Below are 20,547 nucleotides of genomic sequence, written 5' to 3'. Positions count from 1 at the left end.
GCACGAACGGCGCCGGATCGACCGGCGCCGTTCGTGCGGGTGCGGGGCCGCGAGGCCGCCGTGTTACGACGCGAGCTTGCTCGCGAGTTCCGCGACGTGCTTGCCCTGGTAGCGCGCGATGTCGAGCTCGTTCGCGCTCGGCTGGCGGCTGCCGTCCGCGCCGGCGAGCGTGGTCGCGCCGTACGGCGTGCCGCCGGTGATTTCGTTCATGTTGACGAGGCCGCTGCATGCATACGGCACGCCCACGATCACCATCCCGTGGTGCAGCAGCGTCGTGTGGAACGACGTGATCGTCGTTTCCTGGCCGCCGTGCTGCGTGCCGGTCGACGCGAACACGCTGCCGATCTTGCCGACGAGCGCGCCCTTCATCCACAGGCCGCCGGTCTGGTCGAGGAAGGTGCGCATCTGGCCGGCCATGTTGCCGAAGCGGGTCGGCGTGCCGAAGATGATCGCATCGTAGTCGGCGAGTTCGTCCACCGTCGCGACCGGTGCAGCCTGGTCGACCTTCACGCCGATCGCGCGGGCCTGGTCGACGGGAATCGTTTCCGGCACGCGCTTGAGCGCGACCTCGACGCCCGCCACCGATCGTGCGCCTTCCGCGATGTGCTGCGCCATCGTTTCGACGTGTCCGTAGGACGAGTAGTAAAGAACGAGTACCTTGGCCATGTTGCGAATCTCCGATTAAAAGGGCCCCGCGTTCAGCGGGGCCCGGTTTCCCGAACGGGCTTCATGCCCACTCGGCCGTGACTTCGACCGGACGCAGGTCGAACACCAGCACTTCGGCATCCTTCCCGTCGGCGAACGTCAGCGCCTGTTCGTCGCGGATGCGCACGCCGTCGCCTTCGCCGAGCGTCACGCCGTTGACCGTCACGCTGCCGCGTGCCACGTGCACGTAAGCAAAGCGGTTCGGTGCCAGTTCCAGCGTCGCGCGTTCATCACCGTCGAACAGGCCCGCGTAGATCCGCGTGTCCTGCCGGATCTTCAGCGAACCGGCGTCGCCGGTCGGCGATACGACGAGCGCGAGCTTGCCGCGCTTGTCGTCGGCCGTTACGTTCGTCTGCTGATAGCGCGGCTCGGCACCCTTTTCGGACGGCCCGACCCAGATCTGCAGGAAGTGGACCGGCAGTTCCGGCGAGTGGTTGAACTCGCTGTGGCGCACGCCGGTGCCGGCGCTCATCAGCTGCACGTCGCCCGGCACGATCACCGAGCCGGTGCCCATCGAGTCCTTGTGTTCCAGCGCGCCGTCGAGCACGTACGACAGGATCTCCATGTCGCGGTGCGGGTGCGTGCCGAAGCCGCGGCCCGGGGCGACGCGGTCGTCGTTGATCACCAGCAGGTCGGAGAAGCCGACCTGCTTCGGATCGTAGTAATTCGCGAACGAAAACGAATGACGGGAGCTGAGCCAGCCATGCTCCGCACGGCCACGTTGGTTTGCTGCACGGATTTCGATCATGATTTTTGTTCCTCAAGACGCCGGACCTCGGAAGTGGGCCCGGCCGTTCGTTGAGATGCATCTTAGGTCAATCGATTTGACAAATAAATCGCTGTATAGATAATGACTGTCGCTATGGAGTGGACAATATGGAACTCAACGATCTGAGGATCTTCGTCGCGACGGTCGATGCGGGCAGCTTCACGGCGGCGGCCGACCAGCTGATGCTGTCCAAGCAGTTCGTCAGCCGGCGCACGATGGCGCTGGAGGCGTCGCTCGGCGTGCGGTTGTTGCACCGGAACACGCGCAACCTCGCGGTGACCGAATCGGGGCAGGAGTTTTATGTGCGCGCGCAGCGGATCCTCGCGGAGATCGCCGACGCCGAGCAGGCGATGTCGGTGCGCAGCACCGAACTGCACGGGTCGCTGAAAATCAGCGCGCCGCTATCGTTCGGGATCACGCACGTGTCGCCGCTGATCGCCGAATTCCTGTCCGCGCATCCGGCCGTGCGGCTGAATCTCGACCTGACCGACCGGCGCGTCGACCTGATCGGCGAGGGCTTCGATCTCGTGCTGCGGATCGGCTCGCTCGAGGATTCGACGTTGATCGCGCGCCCGCTCGGCGCGTGGCGGATGGTCGCGTGCGCGAGCCCCGCCTACCTGAAGCGGCACGGCACGCCGCAGACGCCGGCCGATCTCGCCGGCCATACATGCGTGCTGTACGGGCGCGAGCGGCGCATCGGCTGGGAATTTCGTATCGACGGCGTGGCGCGCACGTTCGACGTGCAGGGGCCGCTCGTCGCGAACAACGGCGAAGTGGTGCGCGACGCGGCGATCGCGGGGCTCGGCATCGCGATGCTGCCGGATTTCATCGTCGGCGGGGCGCTCGACAGCGGCGCGCTCGTGCCGGTGCTCGACGCGTATGCACCGTCGCCGATCACGCTCAATGCGGTGTTTCCGCAGCATCGGGAAGGGTTCGTCACGCTGCGCACGTTCATCGGGTTTCTCGCGGAACGGCTCGGCGAGGCTGCGTCGGCGGCGAAGGGCGGGGCCGGGCGGGCGCGGTAACGGACGGGGTTGCGGGGAATGAGGGTGCTATTCTCCGCATAATTTGCGGAGAATATTGGGTCATGCGGGGAATCGGTGGGATAATCTCCGCATCATGAGCGGAGATTACACCTACATCTGGGAGTCGGCCGACTGGCCTGCATGGCGCTTCGACCTCCCCGCACTGGCGACGCCGCTTGCCGACGTCAGCCGTGCGCAAGGCATGCTGGCCGGGCGGCTGACGGATGTCGGCCTGGCGTTGCGCGACGAGGCCAGCCTGGCCGCGCTGACGGAGGACGTCGTCAAGACCAGCGCGATCGAGGGCGAAAGCCTGAACGTGGCATCGGTCCGGTCGTCGATTGCTCGCCGGCTCGGGGTCGATATCGGCGCACTGGCGCCGGTCGATCGTCACGTCGAGGGCGTGGTCGACATGGTGCTGGACGCGACGGCCCATGCGGCGGCGCCGGTTACGGACGCCCGTCTGTTCGGATGGCATGCAGCACTGTTCCCGACCGGCTACTCGGGGATGTCGCGGATCACGGTCGGCGGCTGGCGCACGGATGCCACCGGGCCGATGCAGGTCGTGTCCGGTCCGATCGGCCGGCAGCGCGTGCATTTCGAGGCGCCGCCCGCCGCGCGCGTCGCCGGCGAAGTCGCGCGTTTTCTCGCATGGCTCAATGCCGCGCCGGCCGAGCCCTTGCTGATCCGCGCCGGCCTGGCGCACCTGTGGTTCGTCACGCTCCATCCGTTCGACGACGGCAACGGCCGGATTGCGCGCGCGCTCGGGGATCTGGTCCTCGCGCGCGCCGACCGCAGCCCGCAGCGCTTCTACAGCCTGTCGGCGCAAATCCAGCGCGAGCGCAACGCGTACTACGACGTGCTGGAGCGGACGCAGCGCGGTTCGCTCGACGTCACGGAATGGCTCGCCTGGTTCCTGACCGCGCTCGGCAGGGCCATCGATCACGCGCACGCGACACTCGACGCGGTGCTGGTCAAGGCGCGCTTCTGGCAGCGCTGCGCGGGCTTCGCGATAAACGAACGCCAGGTCAAGGTCATGAATCGCCTGCTCGACGGCTTCGAGGGGAAGCTGACGACCACCAAGTGGGCAGCGCTTGCGAAGTGCTCGCAAGACACCGCGCTGCGGGACATCACCGAACTCGTCGAGCACGGCGTGCTGCGTCGCTCGTCGTCCGGCGGCCGGAGTACGAGTTACGAGCTGATGGCGATCGACGGCTGATGCCGGCCGAGGTTGCGCGTTCGTACCGCGGGCGATCGGACACGACGCGATGCCGGCGTTCGCGCGTGTCACCGTTGCCACGCCGGACGTGCTCGACAAGGCGTGGCTGAAGGCGTTGCCGCGCATGGTCCTGCGTGCGAAGGGCGTCGTGCGCGTGGCCGATGCGCACGGCACGGTCGCTGCGCGCGTTTGTCAGGTCGCCGCGCGGCGCAATCAGTTCTCGTCGATGGAAGACGAAGGGCTGGCCGCGCACGAAGGATGCGACGTGATGGTGTTCATCGGGTTCATCGATGCCGCCGTGGAAGCCGCATTGCATGACGGCATCATGCGACGCAGCGTGCCAGCCTCGACGGTTGCGCCGGCATCGAACGTCGATTGATCGGCGCCGCGCATTCGGGTTAGGCTTCGGCGAGCAACGGCATGCGCCACGTGCCGGGCCGGGCGTTTTTATCTCGAATGCCGCGTGCAGGTAGCTTCTGCAGGCGCGCGATCCAGCAACGATCCAAGCCGATGACCATCCTGAACCGATCGAATGCGCGCGGGCAAGCCGCGCCTCCCGCACGTGATGCATCCCACACGCATCTGCGATCCATCGCGTCCGCCGCGTGGCTGGCACTGTTGCCGCTCGCCGCGCATGCGGCCGGCTTCGACTGCGCGAAGGCCGCTTCGCCAACCGAGAAGGCCATTTGCGCGGATGCCGCGCTGTCGAAGCTCGACGGCGACCTCACGGCGGCGTGGAAGCAGGCGCTCGCAAAAGGCGGCGATACGGCCGCGCTGAAGGCCGCGCAGTTGAAGTGGCTCAAGCAGCGCGACCGGTGCGACGCCGACGCATCGTGCCTGGGCGATCGCTACCGCGAACGCCTCGCGAGCCTGAACGGCAAGCCGCTGGCCGCCGACCGCTGGCAGCAGACGTGGTACATGACGAGCGACAACCCGTCGTTCGGCGGCGTGCTGACGTTCACCGGCACGCCGCCGCGCCTGCATTTCGAGCTGGGCGGCAACAACGGTGCGAATACGGGCGAGCTCGACGGCGACATCGTGCTGCACGGTGACAGCGGCACCTACCGCAAGGACAGGTGCCGGCTCGATTTCGAACGGAAGGGCGCGCGCATCGGCGTCACGCAACACGGCGCGGATGTCGATTGCGGCGCCGGCCTGGGCGTGTTCTACGGCGGCGAGTATGTGACCGCGGCGCAGTTCCAGGCGAAGCCGGCGGCCGACCTGCTGAGCCTCAAGGTCGTTGACGACGCAACACAGAACGCGGCCGCGCACACACTGCTCGGCGCCGATTACCAGACGCTCGTCGACATCGTCAATTGCGGCACCGACGAGAAGGATCTCGACGGGCTGAACGCGCACGTGGCGTCGTACTGGGTGCGCGGCATCGCGACGACGAACGCGGCGATCGTGATGCGCCGCGGTAACGATCTGTGGATCGGGGTGCTCGTGTTCGACGCGCAGAACAACGTCCGGATGCGCTATTACACGAACGTGCCGGCGTGGAAGAAGCGCGTGCCGAAGACCATCCTGGCGTGGCATGACAATCTCGACAAGACGCTGCCGGTCGACGTGATGCAGTGACGGGCGGGCCGGGCGGCCGAAGCCGCCCGGCGCATCTTCATTTCCTTCGCGCTGCGCGCACGTGCGCCGGCGCCGCAGCCGATTCCCGCGCGCGCAACTCCGGCTGCACCGCGTGGCCGGGCCCCGTTGCGCCGTTCTCGAGCGCGTCGAGCAAGGCTTGAGCGGCCTGGCGCCCGATCGCGTCGGTGTCGACCCACATCGTCGTCAGCGGCGGCTGGATCTCGCGCGCGAGCGCGATATCGTCGAACCCGGTGATCGACAATTGCGCGGGCACGTCGATGCCGAGCGCCTGAGCCTCGAGCAACGCGCCCAGCGCGAGCGCATCGTTGCCGCAGATCACGGCCGTCGGCCGCGTTGCCGCGTCGCTGCCGGCGATCGCGCGCAGGCTCGCCCGCCCGAACGCGATCGTGGCCGCGCCTTCGTGCTGATGGACCGGGCGTACCGCGAGCCCGCGCGCGGCCAGCGTGTCGTGAATGCCGCGCAGGCGGGCCTGCACGCGGTCGTTGTCCGCCGACGGCTGCATGATGATCGCGAAATCGCGGTGGCCGAGGTCGAGCAGGTGGGTGGTGAGCCGCGCGAACGCCGCGCGGTTGTCGAAGCCGATACAGCAGTGCGGGCTGTCGTCGCGATACGCATAAGTGACGACGTACGGCACGCGGTGCATCGCAAGCAGTTCGAACAGTTCCGGCGGATACGCCTCGCCGACCAGCGACACGGCTTCCACGCCGCGCGACAGCATCGCGCGCACCTGGGCCAGCGCCTGCGCGGGATCGTAGTTCGAGCAGCCGAGGAACAGCGTGATGCCGTGCTCGGCCATGACCGTCTGCATGCCCGCGACCTGCGATGCGAACACCTGGTCGTCGAGCGTCGGAATGATCGCGCCGGTGATGTGGGTGCGGGTGGACGCGAGCGCACGCCCCGCCGCATTCGGAATCCAGTTCAGCGTGCGCGCCGCGTCGAGCACGCGCTGCTGCACATCGGCCGACACCTTGCCGGGATCGTTGTACACGCGCGAGACGGTGGCGGTCGACACGCCGGCCAGTTTCGCGACGTCGCCGAGCACCGAGCGGCCGCTGCCGCGGCGCGCGCGGGTCGCGCCGCCGCGGGACGGTGGCGCGCTCATCGGCCGGCTCCCGGCGTGGCGGTGGCGGCGCCACGTGTTGTCAAATGCGTCATTGTTTACCCTCGATTCACGGTGGCGCCGCTTGCATTCTCGCTCGACCCTGTGAGAATGTAAGCGCTATCTTGACGTGCTTTCCTATTATGTCAGACCTGGATTCTATCCACATCGTGAAATTTTCATCGACGACGACTGTTCCGGCCATTTTGTCCGTCGGAAATGTAAGCGGTTACATTCGGAAATGAGCTACACCTATCCCCCTCGCATCGCCGTTGTCGGCAGCGTGAACATCGACCTCGTCACGCGCGCGCCGCGCCTGCCGGTGCCGGGCGAGACGCTGCTCGGCACGGATTTCCAGACCGTTCACGGCGGCAAGGGGGCGAACCAGGCGGTCGCGGCCGCGCGCCTGGGCGCGTCGGTCGCGATGATCGGCTGCGTCGGCGACGACGCGTTCGGTGCGCGCCTGCACGACGCGCTGGCGGCAGAGGGCATCGACGTGACGCATCTCGACCGGATCGGCGGTACGGCGACCGGGGTGGCCACGATCACGGTCGACGAGGGCGGCGCGAACAGCATCGTTGTCGTGCCCGGTGCGAATGCGCGTCTCGATGCCGGCCGGATCGACGCGGCGCGCGAAGCGATCGCCGGGGCCGCGATGCTGGTGTGCCAGCTCGAAGTGCCGGTGACGACGGTCGCGCGCGCCATTGCCTGTGCCTCCGCGCACCACACGCCGGTGCTGCTCAATCCCGCGCCTGCCCAGCCGCTGTTCGACGCGCTGCTGGCACGGGTCGACTACCTCGTCGTCAACGAAACCGAAGCCGAGTCGCTGACCGGCGTCGCCGTCGGCGACGACGCGTCCGCCGTGCGTGCCGCCGACGCGCTGTGCGCGAAGGGCGTGGGCAACGTGCTGGTCACGCTTGGCGCGCGCGGCGTGTGCTGGCGCGGCGGTGCGGGCAACGGTCGCCTGCGGGCGATGTCGGTGGTCGCCGTCGATACGACCGCGGCCGGCGACACCTTCGTCGGCGGGTTCGCGGCCGCCCGCGCGGGTGGCGCATCGATGATCGACGCGATCGGCTTCGGCCAGCGCGCCGCCGCGATCAGCGTGACGCGCTACGGCGCACAGACCTCGATCCCGACGCGTGACGAAGTGGCGCGCCTGGAAACCTGAATTCCGCATGAGACGGACAGGCCGGAACCGGCCGATACCAGTGACATGGAGACAACCGCAATGAACGAAACCCCGACCGTTCCGCCCGCACCGCCACGTATCCGGCGCGGACAACGCATCGCGCTCGCGCTGTTGATGGTGAGCGGGATCGTCAACTACCTCGATCGCGGCACGCTGGCCGTCGCAAGCTCGGCGATCCGCGGCGATCTCGGCCTGTCGCTCGCACAGATGGGGCTGCTGCTGTCGGCCTTCTCGTGGAGCTATGCGCTGTGCCAGTTCCCGGTCGGCGGGCTGGTCGACCGCATCGGGCCGCGCCGGCTGCTCGGGATCGGCTTGATCGTGTGGTCGTTCGCGCAGGCGGCGGGCGGCATCGTGTCGACGTTCGGCTGGTTCATCGTCGCGCGCATCGTGCTCGGCATCGGCGAGGCGCCGCAGTTCCCGTCGGCCGCGCGGGTGGTGAGCAACTGGTTTCCGCTGCGCGCGCGCGGCACGCCGACCGGGATCTTCAACGCCGCGTCGCCGCTCGGCACCGCGCTCGCGCCGTTGCTGCTGTCGATCCTCGTCGCGTCGTTCGACTGGCGCTGGGCGTTCATCGCGACGGGCGCGGCCGGTCTCGTCGTTGCCGTCGCCTGGTTCGCGCTGTACCGCGATCCGGTGCGCGCGCAACTGACTGCCACCGAGCGCAATTATCTCGACGCCGATGCGCAAAGCGCGGTCGCGGCGCCGAAGCTGACGTTCGCCGAATGGCGCGGCCTGTTCTCGCACGGCACGACCTGGGGGATGCTGATCGGCTATTTCGGTTCCGTGTACCTGAACTGGGTGTACCTGACCTGGCTGCCGGGCTACCTGACGATGGAGCGGCACATGAGCCTGATCCGCACCGGCTTTGCCGCGTCGGTGCCGTTCCTGTGCGGATTCGTCGGCTCGCTGCTGGCCGGCTGGTTGTCGGACCTGGTCACGCGCCGCAGCCGTTCGCCGGTCGTGAGCCGGCGCAATGCGGTGGTGGTCGCGATGCTCGGGATGGTCGCGTTCACGATTCCCGCCGCGCTCGTGCAGAGCAACACGGTCGCGCTCGCGTGCATTTCGGTCGTGATCTTTCTCGCCAACGCGGCGTCGGCCTGCTCGTGGGCGCTCGCGACGGCGGCCGCGCCGCCGAGCCGCATCGCGTCGCTCGGCGCGATCCAGAATTTCGGCGGTTTCGTCGGCGGCGCGCTTGCGCCGATCCTGACGGGCATCATTGCGCAGAAGTGGTCGTTCGTGCCGGCGCTGCTGGCGGCCGCGGCGATCGCGTTCGCGGGCGCGATGGCGTACCTGCTGCTGGTGCGCAAGCCGATTCCCGAGCAGGCCGCGAACGCGGCGCCCGGGCCGTTGCCGGCCTGAGCACGCGGTATGCGCCCCGCATTCACTGAAGCAAGGAGAAACAGATGCAACACCCGCAGCAATCGAACGTGACCATCGAGGGCATCGTCCCGGTGATGCTGACGCCGTTCGACGATGCCGGCGCGATCGACTACGCCGGGCTCGAGCGGCTCATCGAATGGTATCTGGCACACGGCGCCGATGCGTTGTTCGCGGTCGCGCAGTCGAGCGAGATGCAGTTCCTGAGCCTGGCCGAACGCGCGGAACTCGCGCGCTTCGTGGTCGAGCGGGTGGCCGGGCGCGTGCCCGTCGTCGCATCCGGGCACATCAGCGACGATCTCGACGCGCAGGTCGAGGAGCTGTGCGCGGCGGCCGAATCGGGCGCGCAGGGCGTCGTGCTCGTGACCAACCGGCTCGATCCGCAGCGCAAGGGCAGCGCCGCGTTGCTCGACCATCTTCACCGGCTGCTCGCGCGATTGCCGTCGGATCTGCCGCTCGGGCTGTACGAGTGTCCGGCGCCTTACCGGCGGCTGCTGTCGGATGACGAACTGCGCGCGTGCATCGACACGGGCCGCTTCGTGATGCTCAAGGACGTGAGCTGCGACCTGGAGACGGTGAAGCGGCGGGTCGCGCTCGCCGAGGGCTCGCCGCTGAAGATCCTCAACGCGAACGCCGCGATTGCCTGGGACGCGATGAAAGCGGGTTCCGCCGGCTTCAACGGTGTGTTCACCAACTTCCATCCGGATTTGTACCGGTGGTTGCGCACGCAAGGGGACACGAATCCGGCGCTGGCCGACGAGCTCTCGACGTTCCTCGTCGTTTCGGCGGTGTCGGAGGCGCTGGGGTATCCGGCGCTCGCGAAGCTCTATCACCAGCGGATCGGCACCTTCGCGTCGATCCGTTGCCGCGCGATCGACTACGACGTGCGTGAACGGTTCTGGGCGCTCGATGCGGTGCTCGACAAGATCGTGGCCGGGACCGAGCATTTCCGTCGACGGATCGCTGCTTAATCGGGCGCGCGGTGCGCCGTTCGAGGTCTGCCGGGCGCGGTGGGGTGGCGTGCCGGGCGGGCGGCCGCCATCGCACGGGTTCGTCGGGGCGCGCGTGGTGGCGGCGCACGGTGGCTACAAGCACGGCCGGCTTGTCGCGATGCGTCTCGGACGTGTTGCGACAAGCGGCGCGAGGGGTGTATCGGCCTTGCCCCGGATGGCGTGAACCCGGCGCGGCGTTCGGGCCGAACGTGCAATGCGGCGAATCCGTCGGGAATTTCAATGCGGTCGAAGGCGGCTAGGCCGCCTGTCGCAGCCAGGCCGCCTCACTGACCAGCCGGTCACAGGCTGTCCGTTGTCACGAACGACGACGTTTCGCCGACGCACGGCCCCACCTTCACTCGTCTCATCGCACGATCGAGCCGCCGGCGAGCCGCGAGCCGCAAGCCGCAAGCCGCAAGCCGCAAGCCGCAAGCCGCAAGCCGCAAGCCGCAAGCCGCAAGCCGCAAGCCGCAAGCCGCAAGCCGCAAGCCGCAAGCCCCAAGCCCCAAGCCCCAAGCCGCACGCGCTGGGCGCCAAGCGCCGGGCATCGAGCGCGACGCCACCGCGCGTCCCTCCGATCCGTTGCACCCCGCGGGTTGCGGCAACCCCCACCCGCTGCCCCGCGCATGTCCACGTCGGACGACAAAAGCACACAAATCTGATCAAACGCTTCCGCCGTTTCTTGTAACGATTCGTAATATCGCGCCGCCGAGCGCTTTTTTGCCGACGAACCGTTGAATCCGCATCCGCTTCCCGTGCACCCCGTCACGACGACGAGCCAGCCGCCGATCCTGGCGGCCCCAGTAGATGCCACGCTGCACGCCGTGATCGACGAGGCCGTCCACCGGAGCGTGTCGGAAGCGACGACGCGCAGCGGCTACATGCGATGTGCCGACTACGCGATCGTCGGCGCGCAGGTGCTGACACTGCTGACCGGCAAGCCTTACCGGCCGTTCGCGGGTGGGGAGGTGCTGGATTTCGGCGGCGGCAACCTGTATGCGCTGTGCACGACGCGCGAGCGGCGCCGCACCGCGCGGCATCTGTCGCAGCTGGCGAGATATCACTGCTGGATCGAGGCGCGTCACGATATCGGCGGCCGTGCGCGCAAGGAAATCGTCGATTTCACGCTGCGCCACGACGAGACCGTGGCGAGCAATCTGGGGATGCCGTTCGCACGTGCGCGCCAGGCCTATTTCTGGGGTTGGGACGACGAGCACACGGTACCGGCCGAGCTGCACGCGCATCCGGTCTTCGCGAAGCAGGGCCCCGTGTGGCGCTGGGCCGAGCGTGAATGCACGTCGCTGCTGCGCGCCTACGAGCGCGAGCGGCCGGGCTATTTCGGGCGTCAGGTGTCGCGTGCGATCGACTTGTTCGCCGATCGGGTAGAAGGTCTCGGCTGACGGCGCGTCCGCTTCGCGCGAACCGCGGACAGGCTGCGTGCCGCGATGGCGCGAACCGGGGAAGGGAGCCCGTCGCGCGCTCGCGCACCGCCGGGCGTGAGCGATGTGTCCTGGCGGGACATTGCGAGCAGAGGCGCGCGCGGCGGCGCGAGCCGGTCGATCCATTGACCGGCGGCCGCCGCCACGATCATCGTGCGGCCCGGCCGTTCGTCACTTGTTCGCCAGCGTTCCGCTGCTGTTCGCGCCGCCGAACAGTCGGGTCAGGTACTGCGTGTTCGAGTTCATCTTGGCCATCAACGCGTTGAGCGCCGTGAACTGCGCCTGGTACTGCTGGGTCAGCTGCGCGGCATAGTCGGCCAGATCCGACTGCTGCTGCGTGACGCGCTTCAGGTCCGCGCTCAGCGCGTTCGTGCGCACCTCGATCATTCCGCCTTTCTTCGTGAAGGGCTCGATCTGGTCGGTCAGGTGCTTGCCCATCCCGTTCGTCGAGTTGAACAGCCGCGCGACGCCCGACGGGTTGTTGGTCAGCGCACTGTCGAGCTTCGCGCTGTCGACCTTCAGCGTGCCGTCCTTCTCGAGCGAGATGCCGATCGCCATCAGGTTCGTGTGCCCGTTGCCGTTCTCGTTGGGGACGCCGCGCGCGACGATCGACGCAAGCGAGTTGCGGATCGTGTTCAGCGTCGAATCGCCGATCAGCGCGCCCTGCGAGCTTGCCCCTGCCGTGTAGCTCGACAGTGCGCCCATCGTCTTGACGACGGTGTTGTACAGGCTCACGAAATTCGTGATCGTGGCCGCCTGCGCCTTCGTATCGGTGCTGACCGTCAGCGTCTGCGTATCGGTCGCGCTGACCGCGGCCGCCGACAGGTTCAGCGTGACGCCGTTCAGCACGCCCGACACCGTGTTGCTCGCGCTGGTCGACGCGATGCCGTTGAGCGTGAACTTCGCGTCCTGCGCGACGGCGCTTTGCCGCCACGCGGCCGCGCTGTTCGCCGAGTCGATCTTCGACGCGCCGCCGGTCGTGTCGGCCGTCGACGTGACGCCGAGGTTCGACAGCCCGGTGTCGTTGGCCACGTTGCCGACCGCGACGCTGATCGCGTTCGCCGAGCCCGTCTTCGTCGACGCGAGCACGAGGTGCGCGCCGTCGGTGCCGTTGATGACGGTCGCGCTGATCCCCGGGTTGTTCGATGCGGCGTTGATCGCGGCCGCGATGCCCGACAGCGTGTTGTTCGTGCCGTTCACGTCGACCTTGAACGACTGGCTGCCGAGCGACAGCGTCAGCGTGCCGGTGCCGAGCGCCTTGCTACCGTCGAAGCCCGACGAAGCCAGCGCCTGCGCGGTCGCGACCTGCGTGACGCCGACCGTGTAGGTGCCGGCAACCGCGCCTGCGCCCGCCGTCGCGGTCAGGCCCTTGCCGCTCGCGACCGCGGTAAACGTCGACTGCAGCGCGCCATTCGTCAGCGACGCGAGGCCCGCCTCGAGCGCCCCCAGCGCCGACGACAGCGCACCGAATGCGGAAATCTGCGTGGTGCCGGTCTGCTGCGACGCGGCGAGCGCCGCGACCCGGCCGGCCGTCTTCGCGTTCACCAGCGTCTTGACGAGCGTGCCGACGTCCATCGACGGATTGCCGGTCGAGCCGTTGATGATCGATTGCGCCGCCTGTTGCATCAGGCTGTTCGCGTTCGCGCTGCTGTTCACAGGCGTGTTCGTTGCCATGGGTGGTCTCCGGTTGAAAAGCGATCCCGTGACGAGCGGCTGCCGTGACGGCCTGCGGCGGTTCGCCTGCCGGCCGTGTCCGGTGCGACGCGTTCCGGGGTTCACGGGAGTGTCGGGAAAACGTAAGGACGTGCGCTATCGTATATTTAAATCGGTATTGCTTGGTAATTTTTTGTAATGCATGTTGAGAAAAATGCAGACGGAAATGCGACGATGTAGCGCGGGCTAAAGGTTTACGATTTTTTGCCGTTAACTCATCACTTCAATTGTATTTATTCAAGGATTTTTGCCGGCATTGAAAACTTGCCGAGCGCGTGAATGCCTGATCACGTTGTCTCGCTTGCCCTGCTAAACACCGGATCGATCGACGGTGTGTGGAAGGTGTTCCTGCCGGCGGATATCGGGCTGAAACCCTTGCCCATTGGACGAAAACCGCCGCCGCCGACATCAACCCGCTCGCGCGGGAAACGTTTTCGCATTGCCAATGCGCATTTCCAGGCCGGGCGTCTTTGTCCGAAACAGGATGATTCGCCGATTGGAAAGAACGCCGAGTTGCACGCTTAATTCATTGATTGCAGGTTCATGCACATAACGTATCGTCGAATAACGCATGGCGATACGTCGATATGGCCTGCTTGCGCCAATTGGCGCTTCAATATCGAGTGGATACGGAATCCGGATATGCGCGGGCAGTTTTCATGTTCTTGAAACATGAGGACAGGTCGATTTGATCGGATTCGTCGCTGCCGCGTCACGGCCTTGTCTCGCTTGATTGTCCACCTATGCGAGACAGCGAATCTTGTTTTGACGGATTGATGATTTTTGACGGGACAGTAGACTGCATCCGTGCTTCGCCAGAACCGATCCGGAGCGCGCCGGGAGCGGCGCGGCCGGACGGATTCTTCGGCGGCAGGCCAGCCGGCTTGCTGTCCGATCGTGCGAGGAGTGGTTCGTTGTCGACCTGGCGCGCCAATGTGGCGCGTATCGGCACCGGACGCATCAAACCGTCAATTCAAGGGTGATTGTCATGCGTTACGTTTCGCTGGAATCGAAGAAGGACGAACTGCTGCTGGCGGCTCGCGTGCTGTTGATGATCCTGTTCGTGCTGTTCGGCTGGCAGAAGCTGAACGGCTTCTCGGGCACGGTCGCATACATGGCGTCGACGGGGAACCCGGCGCCCGAGCTGGCAGCCGCGATCGCGGTCGGGGTCGAACTGGCCGGCGGGCTGCTGATCGCGATCGGCTTCTATACGCGTCCGCTCGCACTCGTGTTCGCCGCCTATACGCTCGCGACCGCGCTGATCGGCCATCGCTACTGGGCGCTGCAGGGGATGGAGCAATACATGGCGATGATCAACTTCTACAAGAACGTGAGCATCATCGGCGGGTTGCTGTTGCTTGCCCTGACCGGGCCGGGGCGGTATTCGCTCGACCGGAAGTAAGGCGGGGCGGCGTTGCCTGCCGATGTGACCGCCCGGTGCGCGCAAGCGCAACGGGCTTTGCTTGTTGGCGAGGGGCGCGGTGTGGCCGCTCCGCGGATCGCACTCGCGCAGGGGCGGCCGCGCGGCGAGCCGACGTCGCCGGCAGCACGGGCGTCATCCCGGCGGACGGTGCGCCGGGCCGGCCGACGGCCGCGGCGCACATGACACCCGTCCGTCGAGGCGTTTCCGATCTGCCGCCACGATGTGCCGGCCGCGATACTCGGCTATCCTCCGCACCACCGTGGCTCGAATGTCGATCGCGACTTCGCGCCCCCACGTCACCCGGATTGCCGCCCATGCCAAACCCGACCACGTCGACCGCCCTCCCGACCGTCCTGCTCATCGGCGCCGCCGGCCTCCTCGGCCGTGCGGTTGCCGCGTCCCTGGCCCGCGAATCGTCGTTGAACCTCGTCGCGACCCTCCGGAACCCGCAAAGCGCAGGCGCAAAACGCCTCGCACTGCCGCCGGAAAACCTCGCCGAACTCGACGTCCTCGACGAGCCGGCCCTCGAACACCTCTTCGCCACCCGCCAACCGGCCGCCGTGATCATCTGCGCGGCCGAACGCCGTCCGGACGTCTGCGAACGCGATCCTGCCGGCGCCCGCGCGATCAACGTCACCGCCCCGGCCCGCATCGGTGCGCTTGCCGCGCGCCATGGCGCATGGACGCTCGGCATCTCCACCGACTACGTCTTCGACGGCAAGGCTGCCCCGTACCGCGAGGACGCCGCCCCGAATCCGCTGAACATCTACGGCCGCACGAAACTGGAAGGCGAGGCGGCGCTGCTCGCCGCGTCGCCGCTGTCGTGCGTGCTGCGTCTGCCGCTGCTGTTCGGGCCGATCGTCGACTGGAGCGAATCGGCCGTCACGAGCCTCGTGCCGGCGATCGTCGCCTCCGCTCGGCCGGGCGCCGGCGCGGTCGGCATGGACGCGTGGGCGATCCGTTACCCGACCTATACGCCGGATGTCGCGGACGTCATCCGCGACCTTACGCTGCGCCATCTCGCGGGGGCATCGATCACGGGCCTCCGTCACTGGTCGGGCGAGGAGCCGATGACGAAGTACGACATCGCGCAGCGGATCGCGGCCGCGCTCGGCATCGAAGCCGCGCTCGAGCGCATCGACCAGCCCACGGACGCGACGCCGCGCCCGTACGATTGCCATCTGGACGCATCGCGCGTGCGCGCGGCCGGGATCGATCATGCGACGCCGTTCGATATCGCGCTGCGCGCCGTGCTGCGCGATGCGCCGCAGGCGCTGTAGGATCCGGGCGCTACGCGCGGCCTGCGTGGCCTGTACGGCCTGCGACGCATGAGCCGCAGAGCCGCATGAGCCGCATGAGCCACACGAGCCACACGAGCCACACGAGCCACACGAGCCACACGAGCCACACGAGCCACACGAGCCACACGAGCCACACGAGCCACACGAGCCACACGAGCCGCATCTGCCCATGCCGGCGGCCGCGCCATGAATGCCGTTCGCGAGCGCGCCCCGACCCGCACCTCGTCGTCCACCAGGAGCCCAGCCATGCAACTGAAATGGCTCGAAGACTTCGTCGAACTCGCGCGCACGCGCAGCTTCACGCGCGCGGCGGAGAACCGCTTCGTCACGCATCCGGCGTTCGGCCGCCGCATCCGGTCGCTCGAGGAATGGGTCGGCACGCGCCTGATCGCGCGCACGAAGCCGCTCGAACTGACGGCGGCCGGCACCGTGTTCCTCGATGCGGCGTCGAACGCGCTCGACATCCTGCACGGCGCCCGCACGCAACTTCAGGAAGCGACGCCGGTGCTGGAGAACAATCTCAGGATCGCGACGGGCCGCACGCTCTCGGCCACTTTCTTCCCCGACTGGTACGACGAGACGGTTGCGCGCGCAGGCTTCTTCACGGCGACCGTATCGACCGGCAGCGCGGAGGAAGCGATCCTGCAACTCACGGCCGGCGATGCCGACATGCTGATCGTCTATTCGAGCCCGCATACGCGGCTGCTGATCGATCGTGACCGCTTCGACTGGCTGTCGGTCGCGCGCGAGGTGCTGGTGCCGGTCAGCGCGTTCGATGCGCGCGGCGGCGTGCGCTACCGGCTGCCGGCGGGGCAGGCGCCGGTGCCGTGGCTCGCGTTCGCGCGCACCCTGACGCTGCGCGCGGTGCTCGCGCGGCATCTTGCCGAAATGCCGAACCGCCCGACGCTGCGCCCCGTGTACCAGGCCGATTCGTATGAAGCGATTCTCGCGATGGCGCGTCGCGGGCTCGGCCTCGCGTGGCTGCCGCAGCGGCTCGTCGCCGACGACGTGCGGCGCGGCGAACTCGCGATCGTCGGGGGCGCCGACTGGCAGATCGGCTTCGACATCGCGCTGTATCGGCGCAGGAACGACCCGCACCCGGTGCTGGATGCGATCTGGCGCACCGCGCCGTCACGCGACGACGGCGCGGCATAGCCTGCCGTGAGCGGCGGTTCCGGGGCCCGCGCGCCGATCGGCACGATTGCGTGCCGAAACGGCACGAACGCCCGCCCCGCGTTGCCTACACTCCGCGCTTGACTGGCCCGAACGGCCGCCGGCAAAGCCGCGCACCGTCTTTCAACATCCTGATGGCCAGCGTTACCGGAGGAGCACAGGGATGACCCGCAACACACACGCCGCGACGCCGGCCCCGCACAATCCGTGGCGCGAGATCTGCGCCGCGAGCATCGGGAACGCGCTGGAGTTCTACGACTTGCTGATCTACGGCTATTTCGCGATCGTCATCGGCCAGCTGTTCTTCCCCACGCACGACGCGGCGACTTCGCTGCTGCTGTCGGTGGGCACGTTCGGCATTTCGTTCGTCACGCGCCCGCTCGGCTCGATCGTGCTCGGCAGCTATGCGGACCGCGCGGGCCGCAAGGCGTCGCTGACGATGTCGATCGGGCTGATGATGCTCGGCACCGCGATGATCGCGTTCGCGCCGACGTATGCACAGATCGGCATCGCGTCGCCGCTGCTGATCATCGCCGCGCGGATGCTGCAGGGTTTCTCGACCGGCGGCGAATTCGGCGCGGCGACCGCGTTCATGGTCGAGCAGGCCGATGCGAAGCGGCGCGGCTTCTTCGCGAGCTGGCAGATGTCGACGCAGGGGCTCGCGACGGTGCTCGCGGCCGGCGTGTCCGCGCTGCTGAGCCTGCTGCTGACGACCGACCAGCTGCATGCGTGGGGCTGGCGCGTCGCGTTCTCGGTCGGGCTGCTGATCGGCCCGGTCGGGCTCTACATTCGCCGCAACATCGACGAACCGGCCGATTTCCGCCGGCTCGGCGAGAAGGGGCGAGCGAAGTCGCCGCTGCGCGACGTGTTCGCTCGCGATCGCGCGAACCTGCTGCTCGGCGCGGGCGTCGTCGCGACGGCCACGGCGTTCAACTATGTGCACAAGCTGTACATGCCGACGTACGCGGTCAAGCAACTGCATATCCCGGCCACGTCGTCGTATCTCGGCGCGGTCGTCACGGGCGCGATGCTGATGGTCGCCGCACCGGTCGTCGGGCACCTGTCGGATCGTTTCGGCCGCATTCGCGTGATGCTGATCGCGCTGATCCTGGTCGGCGTCACGACGTGGCCGCTGTTCGTGATGTTGAACCGCTATCCGACGGTCGAGACGCTGCTCGCGGTGCAGGCGCTGGTCGGCCTGCTGATCGCGGTGAGCCTCGCGCCGCTGCCGGCGCTGCTCGCCGACATCTTCCCGACGAGCACGCGTGGCACGGGACTCGCGCTGTCGTACAACTTCTCGGTGACGCTGTTCGGCGGCTTCGCGCCGCTGATCGTGACCTGGCTGATCGACGCGACGCACAACAAGCTGGCGCCGAGTTTCTACGTGATGGCGACGGCCGTGCTCGGGATCGCGTCGGTGATCTCGCTCGGCCGCCGGATGCGCGGCGCGGCGGCCGCCGGCGCGCCGTCGACGCGCGCGACCGGGGCGTGACGCGCCGGCCGCGAACCCGATTCCGGCACAACCGGCACACGCCGGCAGCGCCTTTCCCGAACCCTGTTGAGCCTTTCCGACATGACCACGCTTGAAGCCATCCGCGCCGCGTTGCCGGCCTATCCGATCGAAGTGGCCTTCCCCGACATCGCGCGCTGGCGCGCGGGCAATACGGGCATCGACTATCTGCACACGTTCGACAGCGGCCGGCCCGGCAAGCACGTGATGATCCTCGCGCTGACGCACGGCAATGAAGTCAGCGGCGCGATTGCGGTCGACACGTTGCTGGCCGCCGGCCTGCGTCCGGTGGCGGGCCGCCTGTCGCTCGGCTTCGGCAACGTCGGCGCATACGAGCGCTTCAGCGCGGTGAACGCCGATGCGACGCGCTACCTCGACGAGGACATGAATCGCGTGTGGACGCCGGCCGCGCTCGACGGCACGCGCGACAGCCGCGAACTCGCGCGTGCGCGCGCGATGCGTCCGCTGCTCGATACGGTCGACCTGCTGCTCGACATTCATTCGATGCACGAAGCGTCCGCACCGTTGATGATGACCGGTCCGCTCGACAAGGCGATCGCGCTGGCGGCCGCAATCGGCACGCCGGAGCACGTGATCATCGATCGCGGCCATGCGAACGGCACGCGGCTGCGCGATTACGGCGGCTTCGGCGATCCGGCGAGCGCGAAGAATGCGCTGCTGATCGAGACGGGCCAGCACTTCGCCGCGAGCGCGCGCGATGTCGCGCTCGACAGCGCGGCGCGCTTCCTGCTGCATGCGGGCGTGGTTGCGCGCGACGACGTCGCGGCCTTCCTCACGCAAGCCTCGCCGGTGCGTCAGAAGTTCGTGGAGATCACGGAGCCGGTCGTCGCGCGTTCGATGGATTTCCGGTTCTCGCAACCGTTCACGGGGCTCGAGGTGATCGAGCGGGCCGGCACCGAGATCGCGCGCGACGGCGACGACGCGATCGTCACGCCGTACGACAACTGCGTGATCGTGCAACCGTCGATGCGCCATCTCGGCGTGAACGTCACGATGATGCGGCTGGGGCGGTTGCTGGATCGCTGATGCCGTCAGCGGCGACAAAGGCCCGATAATGCCTGTCCCGTCACGGTAAGCACGGCCTGTTTCAAGGGGCCCCGGGTGGAACTGGCAGGGGGTTGATCAGGTAGCGGGCATGAAGGTGTCATGAAGCGCAGCGCCGACACCCCAGCCCGCGATGGCGCTGGATTCAGAGTGTCAATCCAGCTCCAGGCTCCACGTACCGATAATCGTCGAGCATTTCAAGATTGATTAGCGAATGGCAAAGCGGGTCGCCGGCGAGCCATTCGCGCAATTATTGCCGTAGATAAAAAGATTCCGGTTTTCAGAATACGCCTGGTAAATAATTGAATAAACTTCCTTGGCGCTGAACGAGTAGACGCCGTCGTTAATGGTCACCAGCAGGTTGCCGGTCGGGTCGGTTTCGATCTTGTCGATCTTGCCGGCCTTGCAAAGCGCTTGCGCGGACGCGCACGTGGAGGCCAGCATCAGTGCTGAAAACAGCACGGTTGCAATCTTCTTCATGATTTTCCTTTTGTATTGAATGAATTGATGCGATATGACGACGTCGGTCAAGTCCGGGAGACGTGTCCGTCTTCCGGATTGCTGATTCACAAGTGTCTGGAAATCAACAGTGGCCTGACAAGGTGGAAACGATGCGACCAAGCACGAATGAAATAAGTCGTGCTGCGCCTCCGGATCTCGTTGATTTTTGATTCACGGTGTTGCGACGCACAACGAAGGTTATTTATTTGAATTTGATGGCGCCAATCGTATTAATTTATCGTTAATCGGATTCGATAATTTTGTTTGAATTTTATTTAATTGAATTCTGCGAACCGTTATTTTCGTTTTTTGATTATTCCGATATTTAAATAATCGGCGGCGAATATTGATTCGATGGTTGATGGTGCGACGGGTGAAGCGCATGGGTGTTCATGGGGAGCTCAAGCGTTCGAGCGCGTGGCTCGTCCGGTGCGCGCTGCGCGGCGCA

The 20,547-nt window shown here is 67.2% G+C and carries 20 protein-coding genes; 14 read left to right on the top strand and 6 right to left on the bottom strand.

Annotation, left to right across the window (positions count from 1 at the left end):
• Positions 1 to 63 precede the first annotated feature (63 nt).
• Both wrbA and LGN17_RS33410 read right to left on the bottom strand, forming a co-directional pair.
• A complete protein-coding gene (gene wrbA / locus LGN17_RS33415) occupies positions 64 to 666 on the bottom strand; it encodes an NAD(P)H:quinone oxidoreductase (protein ID WP_175957423.1) in 603 nt (200 codons plus the stop codon).
• Positions 667 to 727: 61 nt separating this feature from the next.
• Complete coding sequence (locus LGN17_RS33410) at positions 728 to 1,453, bottom strand: pirin family protein (RefSeq protein WP_226201116.1); 726 nt, start codon at positions 1,451 to 1,453, stop codon at positions 728 to 730.
• Positions 1,454 to 1,581: 128 nt separating this feature from the next.
• Between LGN17_RS33410 and LGN17_RS33405 the strand changes: the two genes are divergently transcribed.
• The 4 genes from LGN17_RS33405 (at position 1,582) to LGN17_RS33390 (ending at position 5,296) form a co-directional block, all read left to right on the top strand.
• Positions 1,582 to 2,499 carry a LysR family transcriptional regulator gene (locus LGN17_RS33405; RefSeq protein WP_226201115.1) on the top strand — a complete coding sequence of 306 codons (918 nt, stop codon included), beginning with the start codon at positions 1,582 to 1,584 and terminating at the stop codon, positions 2,497 to 2,499.
• A gap of 94 nt (positions 2,500 to 2,593) precedes the next feature.
• Positions 2,594 to 3,715 (top strand): Fic family protein, encoded by a 1,122-nt coding sequence (locus LGN17_RS33400; RefSeq protein WP_226201114.1) that lies wholly within the window; start codon positions 2,594 to 2,596, stop codon positions 3,713 to 3,715.
• 49 nt (positions 3,716 to 3,764) lie between these two features.
• Positions 3,765 to 4,094: a GTP-binding protein gene (locus LGN17_RS33395; RefSeq protein WP_319000881.1), complete on the top strand. Its 330-nt coding sequence runs from the start codon at positions 3,765 to 3,767 to the stop codon at positions 4,092 to 4,094.
• 131 nt (positions 4,095 to 4,225) lie between these two features.
• Entirely contained in the window at positions 4,226 to 5,296 is a 1,071-nt protein-coding gene (locus LGN17_RS33390) for a lysozyme inhibitor LprI family protein (protein WP_226201113.1), read from the top strand.
• Between the two features lie 37 nt (positions 5,297 to 5,333).
• Here the strand turns inward: LGN17_RS33390 and LGN17_RS33385 are convergent, their stop codons facing one another.
• Positions 5,334 to 6,419 (bottom strand): LacI family DNA-binding transcriptional regulator, encoded by a 1,086-nt coding sequence (locus LGN17_RS33385; RefSeq protein WP_226201112.1) that lies wholly within the window; start codon positions 6,417 to 6,419, stop codon positions 5,334 to 5,336.
• A gap of 238 nt (positions 6,420 to 6,657) precedes the next feature.
• Here LGN17_RS33385 and rbsK point away from each other — a divergent pair, with 238 nt between their 5' ends.
• From rbsK to LGN17_RS33365, 4 genes are all read left to right on the top strand, one after another.
• Positions 6,658 to 7,584, top strand: a complete 927-nt coding sequence (rbsK, locus tag LGN17_RS33380) for a ribokinase (RefSeq protein WP_226201183.1) — start codon at positions 6,658 to 6,660, stop codon at positions 7,582 to 7,584.
• Between the two features lie 60 nt (positions 7,585 to 7,644).
• Positions 7,645 to 8,964, top strand: coding sequence for an MFS transporter (locus LGN17_RS33375; protein WP_226201111.1), 1,320 nt, complete (start codon positions 7,645 to 7,647; stop codon positions 8,962 to 8,964).
• Positions 8,965 to 9,008: 44 nt separating this feature from the next.
• A complete protein-coding gene (locus LGN17_RS33370; protein ID WP_226201110.1) occupies positions 9,009 to 9,953 on the top strand; it encodes a dihydrodipicolinate synthase family protein in 945 nt (314 codons plus the stop codon).
• A gap of 776 nt (positions 9,954 to 10,729) precedes the next feature.
• Positions 10,730 to 11,374, top strand: coding sequence for a hypothetical protein (locus LGN17_RS33365; protein WP_226201182.1), 645 nt, complete (start codon positions 10,730 to 10,732; stop codon positions 11,372 to 11,374).
• A 210-nt stretch (positions 11,375 to 11,584) separates the two neighbouring features.
• Here LGN17_RS33365 and fliD read toward each other — a convergent pair whose 3' ends face one another.
• The gene (gene fliD / locus LGN17_RS33360; RefSeq protein WP_226201109.1) at positions 11,585 to 13,087 is read right to left on the bottom strand and encodes a flagellar filament capping protein FliD; all 1,503 of its coding nucleotides are present in this window, start codon (positions 13,085 to 13,087) and stop codon (positions 11,585 to 11,587) included.
• A 318-nt stretch (positions 13,088 to 13,405) separates the two neighbouring features.
• On the opposite strand from fliD, the gene LGN17_RS33355 reads away from it, so the two are divergent.
• The 3 genes from LGN17_RS33355 to LGN17_RS33345 all read left to right on the top strand — a co-directional run bounded on the left by LGN17_RS33355 (position 13,406) and on the right by LGN17_RS33345 (position 15,829).
• Complete coding sequence (locus LGN17_RS33355) at positions 13,406 to 13,651, top strand: hypothetical protein (protein WP_226201108.1); 246 nt, start codon at positions 13,406 to 13,408, stop codon at positions 13,649 to 13,651.
• Between the two features lie 463 nt (positions 13,652 to 14,114).
• Complete coding sequence (locus LGN17_RS33350) at positions 14,115 to 14,528, top strand: DoxX family protein (RefSeq protein ID WP_011350305.1); 414 nt, start codon at positions 14,115 to 14,117, stop codon at positions 14,526 to 14,528.
• A 335-nt stretch (positions 14,529 to 14,863) separates the two neighbouring features.
• The gene (locus LGN17_RS33345) at positions 14,864 to 15,829 is read left to right on the top strand and encodes a dTDP-4-dehydrorhamnose reductase family protein (protein WP_226201107.1); all 966 of its coding nucleotides are present in this window, start codon (positions 14,864 to 14,866) and stop codon (positions 15,827 to 15,829) included.
• Between the two features lie 10 nt (positions 15,830 to 15,839).
• On the opposite strand, the gene LGN17_RS33340 is transcribed toward LGN17_RS33345, so the two are convergent.
• Positions 15,840 to 16,013, bottom strand: a complete 174-nt coding sequence (locus tag LGN17_RS33340) for a hypothetical protein (protein WP_226201106.1) — start codon at positions 16,011 to 16,013, stop codon at positions 15,840 to 15,842.
• 83 nt (positions 16,014 to 16,096) lie between these two features.
• On the opposite strand from LGN17_RS33340, the gene LGN17_RS33335 reads away from it, so the two are divergent.
• The 3 genes from LGN17_RS33335 (at position 16,097) to LGN17_RS33325 (ending at position 19,580) form a co-directional block, all read left to right on the top strand.
• Positions 16,097 to 17,005 carry a LysR family transcriptional regulator gene (locus LGN17_RS33335; protein ID WP_226201105.1) on the top strand — a complete coding sequence of 303 codons (909 nt, stop codon included), beginning with the start codon at positions 16,097 to 16,099 and terminating at the stop codon, positions 17,003 to 17,005.
• Between the two features lie 181 nt (positions 17,006 to 17,186).
• Positions 17,187 to 18,515, top strand: a complete 1,329-nt coding sequence (locus LGN17_RS33330) for an MFS transporter (RefSeq protein WP_226201104.1) — start codon at positions 17,187 to 17,189, stop codon at positions 18,513 to 18,515.
• Positions 18,516 to 18,596: 81 nt separating this feature from the next.
• Entirely contained in the window at positions 18,597 to 19,580 is a 984-nt protein-coding gene (locus LGN17_RS33325) for a succinylglutamate desuccinylase/aspartoacylase family protein (protein ID WP_226201103.1), read from the top strand.
• Positions 19,581 to 19,805: 225 nt separating this feature from the next.
• Here the strand turns inward: LGN17_RS33325 and LGN17_RS33320 are convergent, their stop codons facing one another.
• The gene (locus tag LGN17_RS33320) at positions 19,806 to 20,078 is read right to left on the bottom strand and encodes a hypothetical protein (RefSeq protein WP_175957448.1); all 273 of its coding nucleotides are present in this window, start codon (positions 20,076 to 20,078) and stop codon (positions 19,806 to 19,808) included.
• Between the last annotated feature and the right edge of the window lie 469 nt (positions 20,079 to 20,547).

The sequence above is a fragment of the Burkholderia sp. AU30280 genome, from assembly GCF_020420125.1.
GTDB lineage: Bacteria > Pseudomonadota > Gammaproteobacteria > Burkholderiales > Burkholderiaceae > Burkholderia.
This window is presented reverse-complemented; position numbering and strand designations above follow the sequence as displayed.

Bases quoted from the DNA above. Each gene is read 5' to 3' on its own strand.
- LGN17_RS33345 (WP_226201107.1), top strand. From the start codon at position 14,864: ATGCCAAACCCGACCACGTCGACCGCCCTCCCGACCGTCCTGCTCATC.
- LGN17_RS33405 (WP_226201115.1), top strand. From the start codon at position 1,582: ATGGAACTCAACGATCTGAGGATCTTCGTCGCGACGGTCGATGCGGGC.
- LGN17_RS33385 (WP_226201112.1), bottom strand. From the start codon at position 6,419: ATGAGCGCGCCACCGTCCCGCGGCGGCGCGACCCGCGCGCGCCGCGGC.
- LGN17_RS33400 (WP_226201114.1), top strand. From the start codon at position 2,594: ATGAGCGGAGATTACACCTACATCTGGGAGTCGGCCGACTGGCCTGCA.
- LGN17_RS33355 (WP_226201108.1), top strand. From the start codon at position 13,406: ATGCCTGATCACGTTGTCTCGCTTGCCCTGCTAAACACCGGATCGATC.
- LGN17_RS33410 (WP_226201116.1), bottom strand. From the start codon at position 1,453: ATGATCGAAATCCGTGCAGCAAACCAACGTGGCCGTGCGGAGCATGGC.
- LGN17_RS33375 (WP_226201111.1), top strand. From the start codon at position 7,645: ATGAACGAAACCCCGACCGTTCCGCCCGCACCGCCACGTATCCGGCGC.
- LGN17_RS33340 (WP_226201106.1), bottom strand. From the start codon at position 16,013: ATGCGGCTCGTGTGGCTCGTGTGGCTCGTGTGGCTCGTGTGGCTCGTG.
- LGN17_RS33390 (WP_226201113.1), top strand. From the start codon at position 4,226: ATGACCATCCTGAACCGATCGAATGCGCGCGGGCAAGCCGCGCCTCCC.
- wrbA (WP_175957423.1), bottom strand. From the start codon at position 666: ATGGCCAAGGTACTCGTTCTTTACTACTCGTCCTACGGACACGTCGAA.
- LGN17_RS33325 (WP_226201103.1), top strand. From the start codon at position 18,597: ATGACCACGCTTGAAGCCATCCGCGCCGCGTTGCCGGCCTATCCGATC.
- LGN17_RS33335 (WP_226201105.1), top strand. From the start codon at position 16,097: ATGCAACTGAAATGGCTCGAAGACTTCGTCGAACTCGCGCGCACGCGC.
- LGN17_RS33350 (WP_011350305.1), top strand. From the start codon at position 14,115: ATGCGTTACGTTTCGCTGGAATCGAAGAAGGACGAACTGCTGCTGGCG.
- rbsK (WP_226201183.1), top strand. From the start codon at position 6,658: ATGAGCTACACCTATCCCCCTCGCATCGCCGTTGTCGGCAGCGTGAAC.
- fliD (WP_226201109.1), bottom strand. From the start codon at position 13,087: ATGGCAACGAACACGCCTGTGAACAGCAGCGCGAACGCGAACAGCCTG.
- LGN17_RS33320 (WP_175957448.1), bottom strand. From the start codon at position 20,078: ATGAAGAAGATTGCAACCGTGCTGTTTTCAGCACTGATGCTGGCCTCC.
- LGN17_RS33370 (WP_226201110.1), top strand. From the start codon at position 9,009: ATGCAACACCCGCAGCAATCGAACGTGACCATCGAGGGCATCGTCCCG.
- LGN17_RS33395 (WP_319000881.1), top strand. From the start codon at position 3,765: ATGCCGGCGTTCGCGCGTGTCACCGTTGCCACGCCGGACGTGCTCGAC.
- LGN17_RS33330 (WP_226201104.1), top strand. From the start codon at position 17,187: ATGACCCGCAACACACACGCCGCGACGCCGGCCCCGCACAATCCGTGG.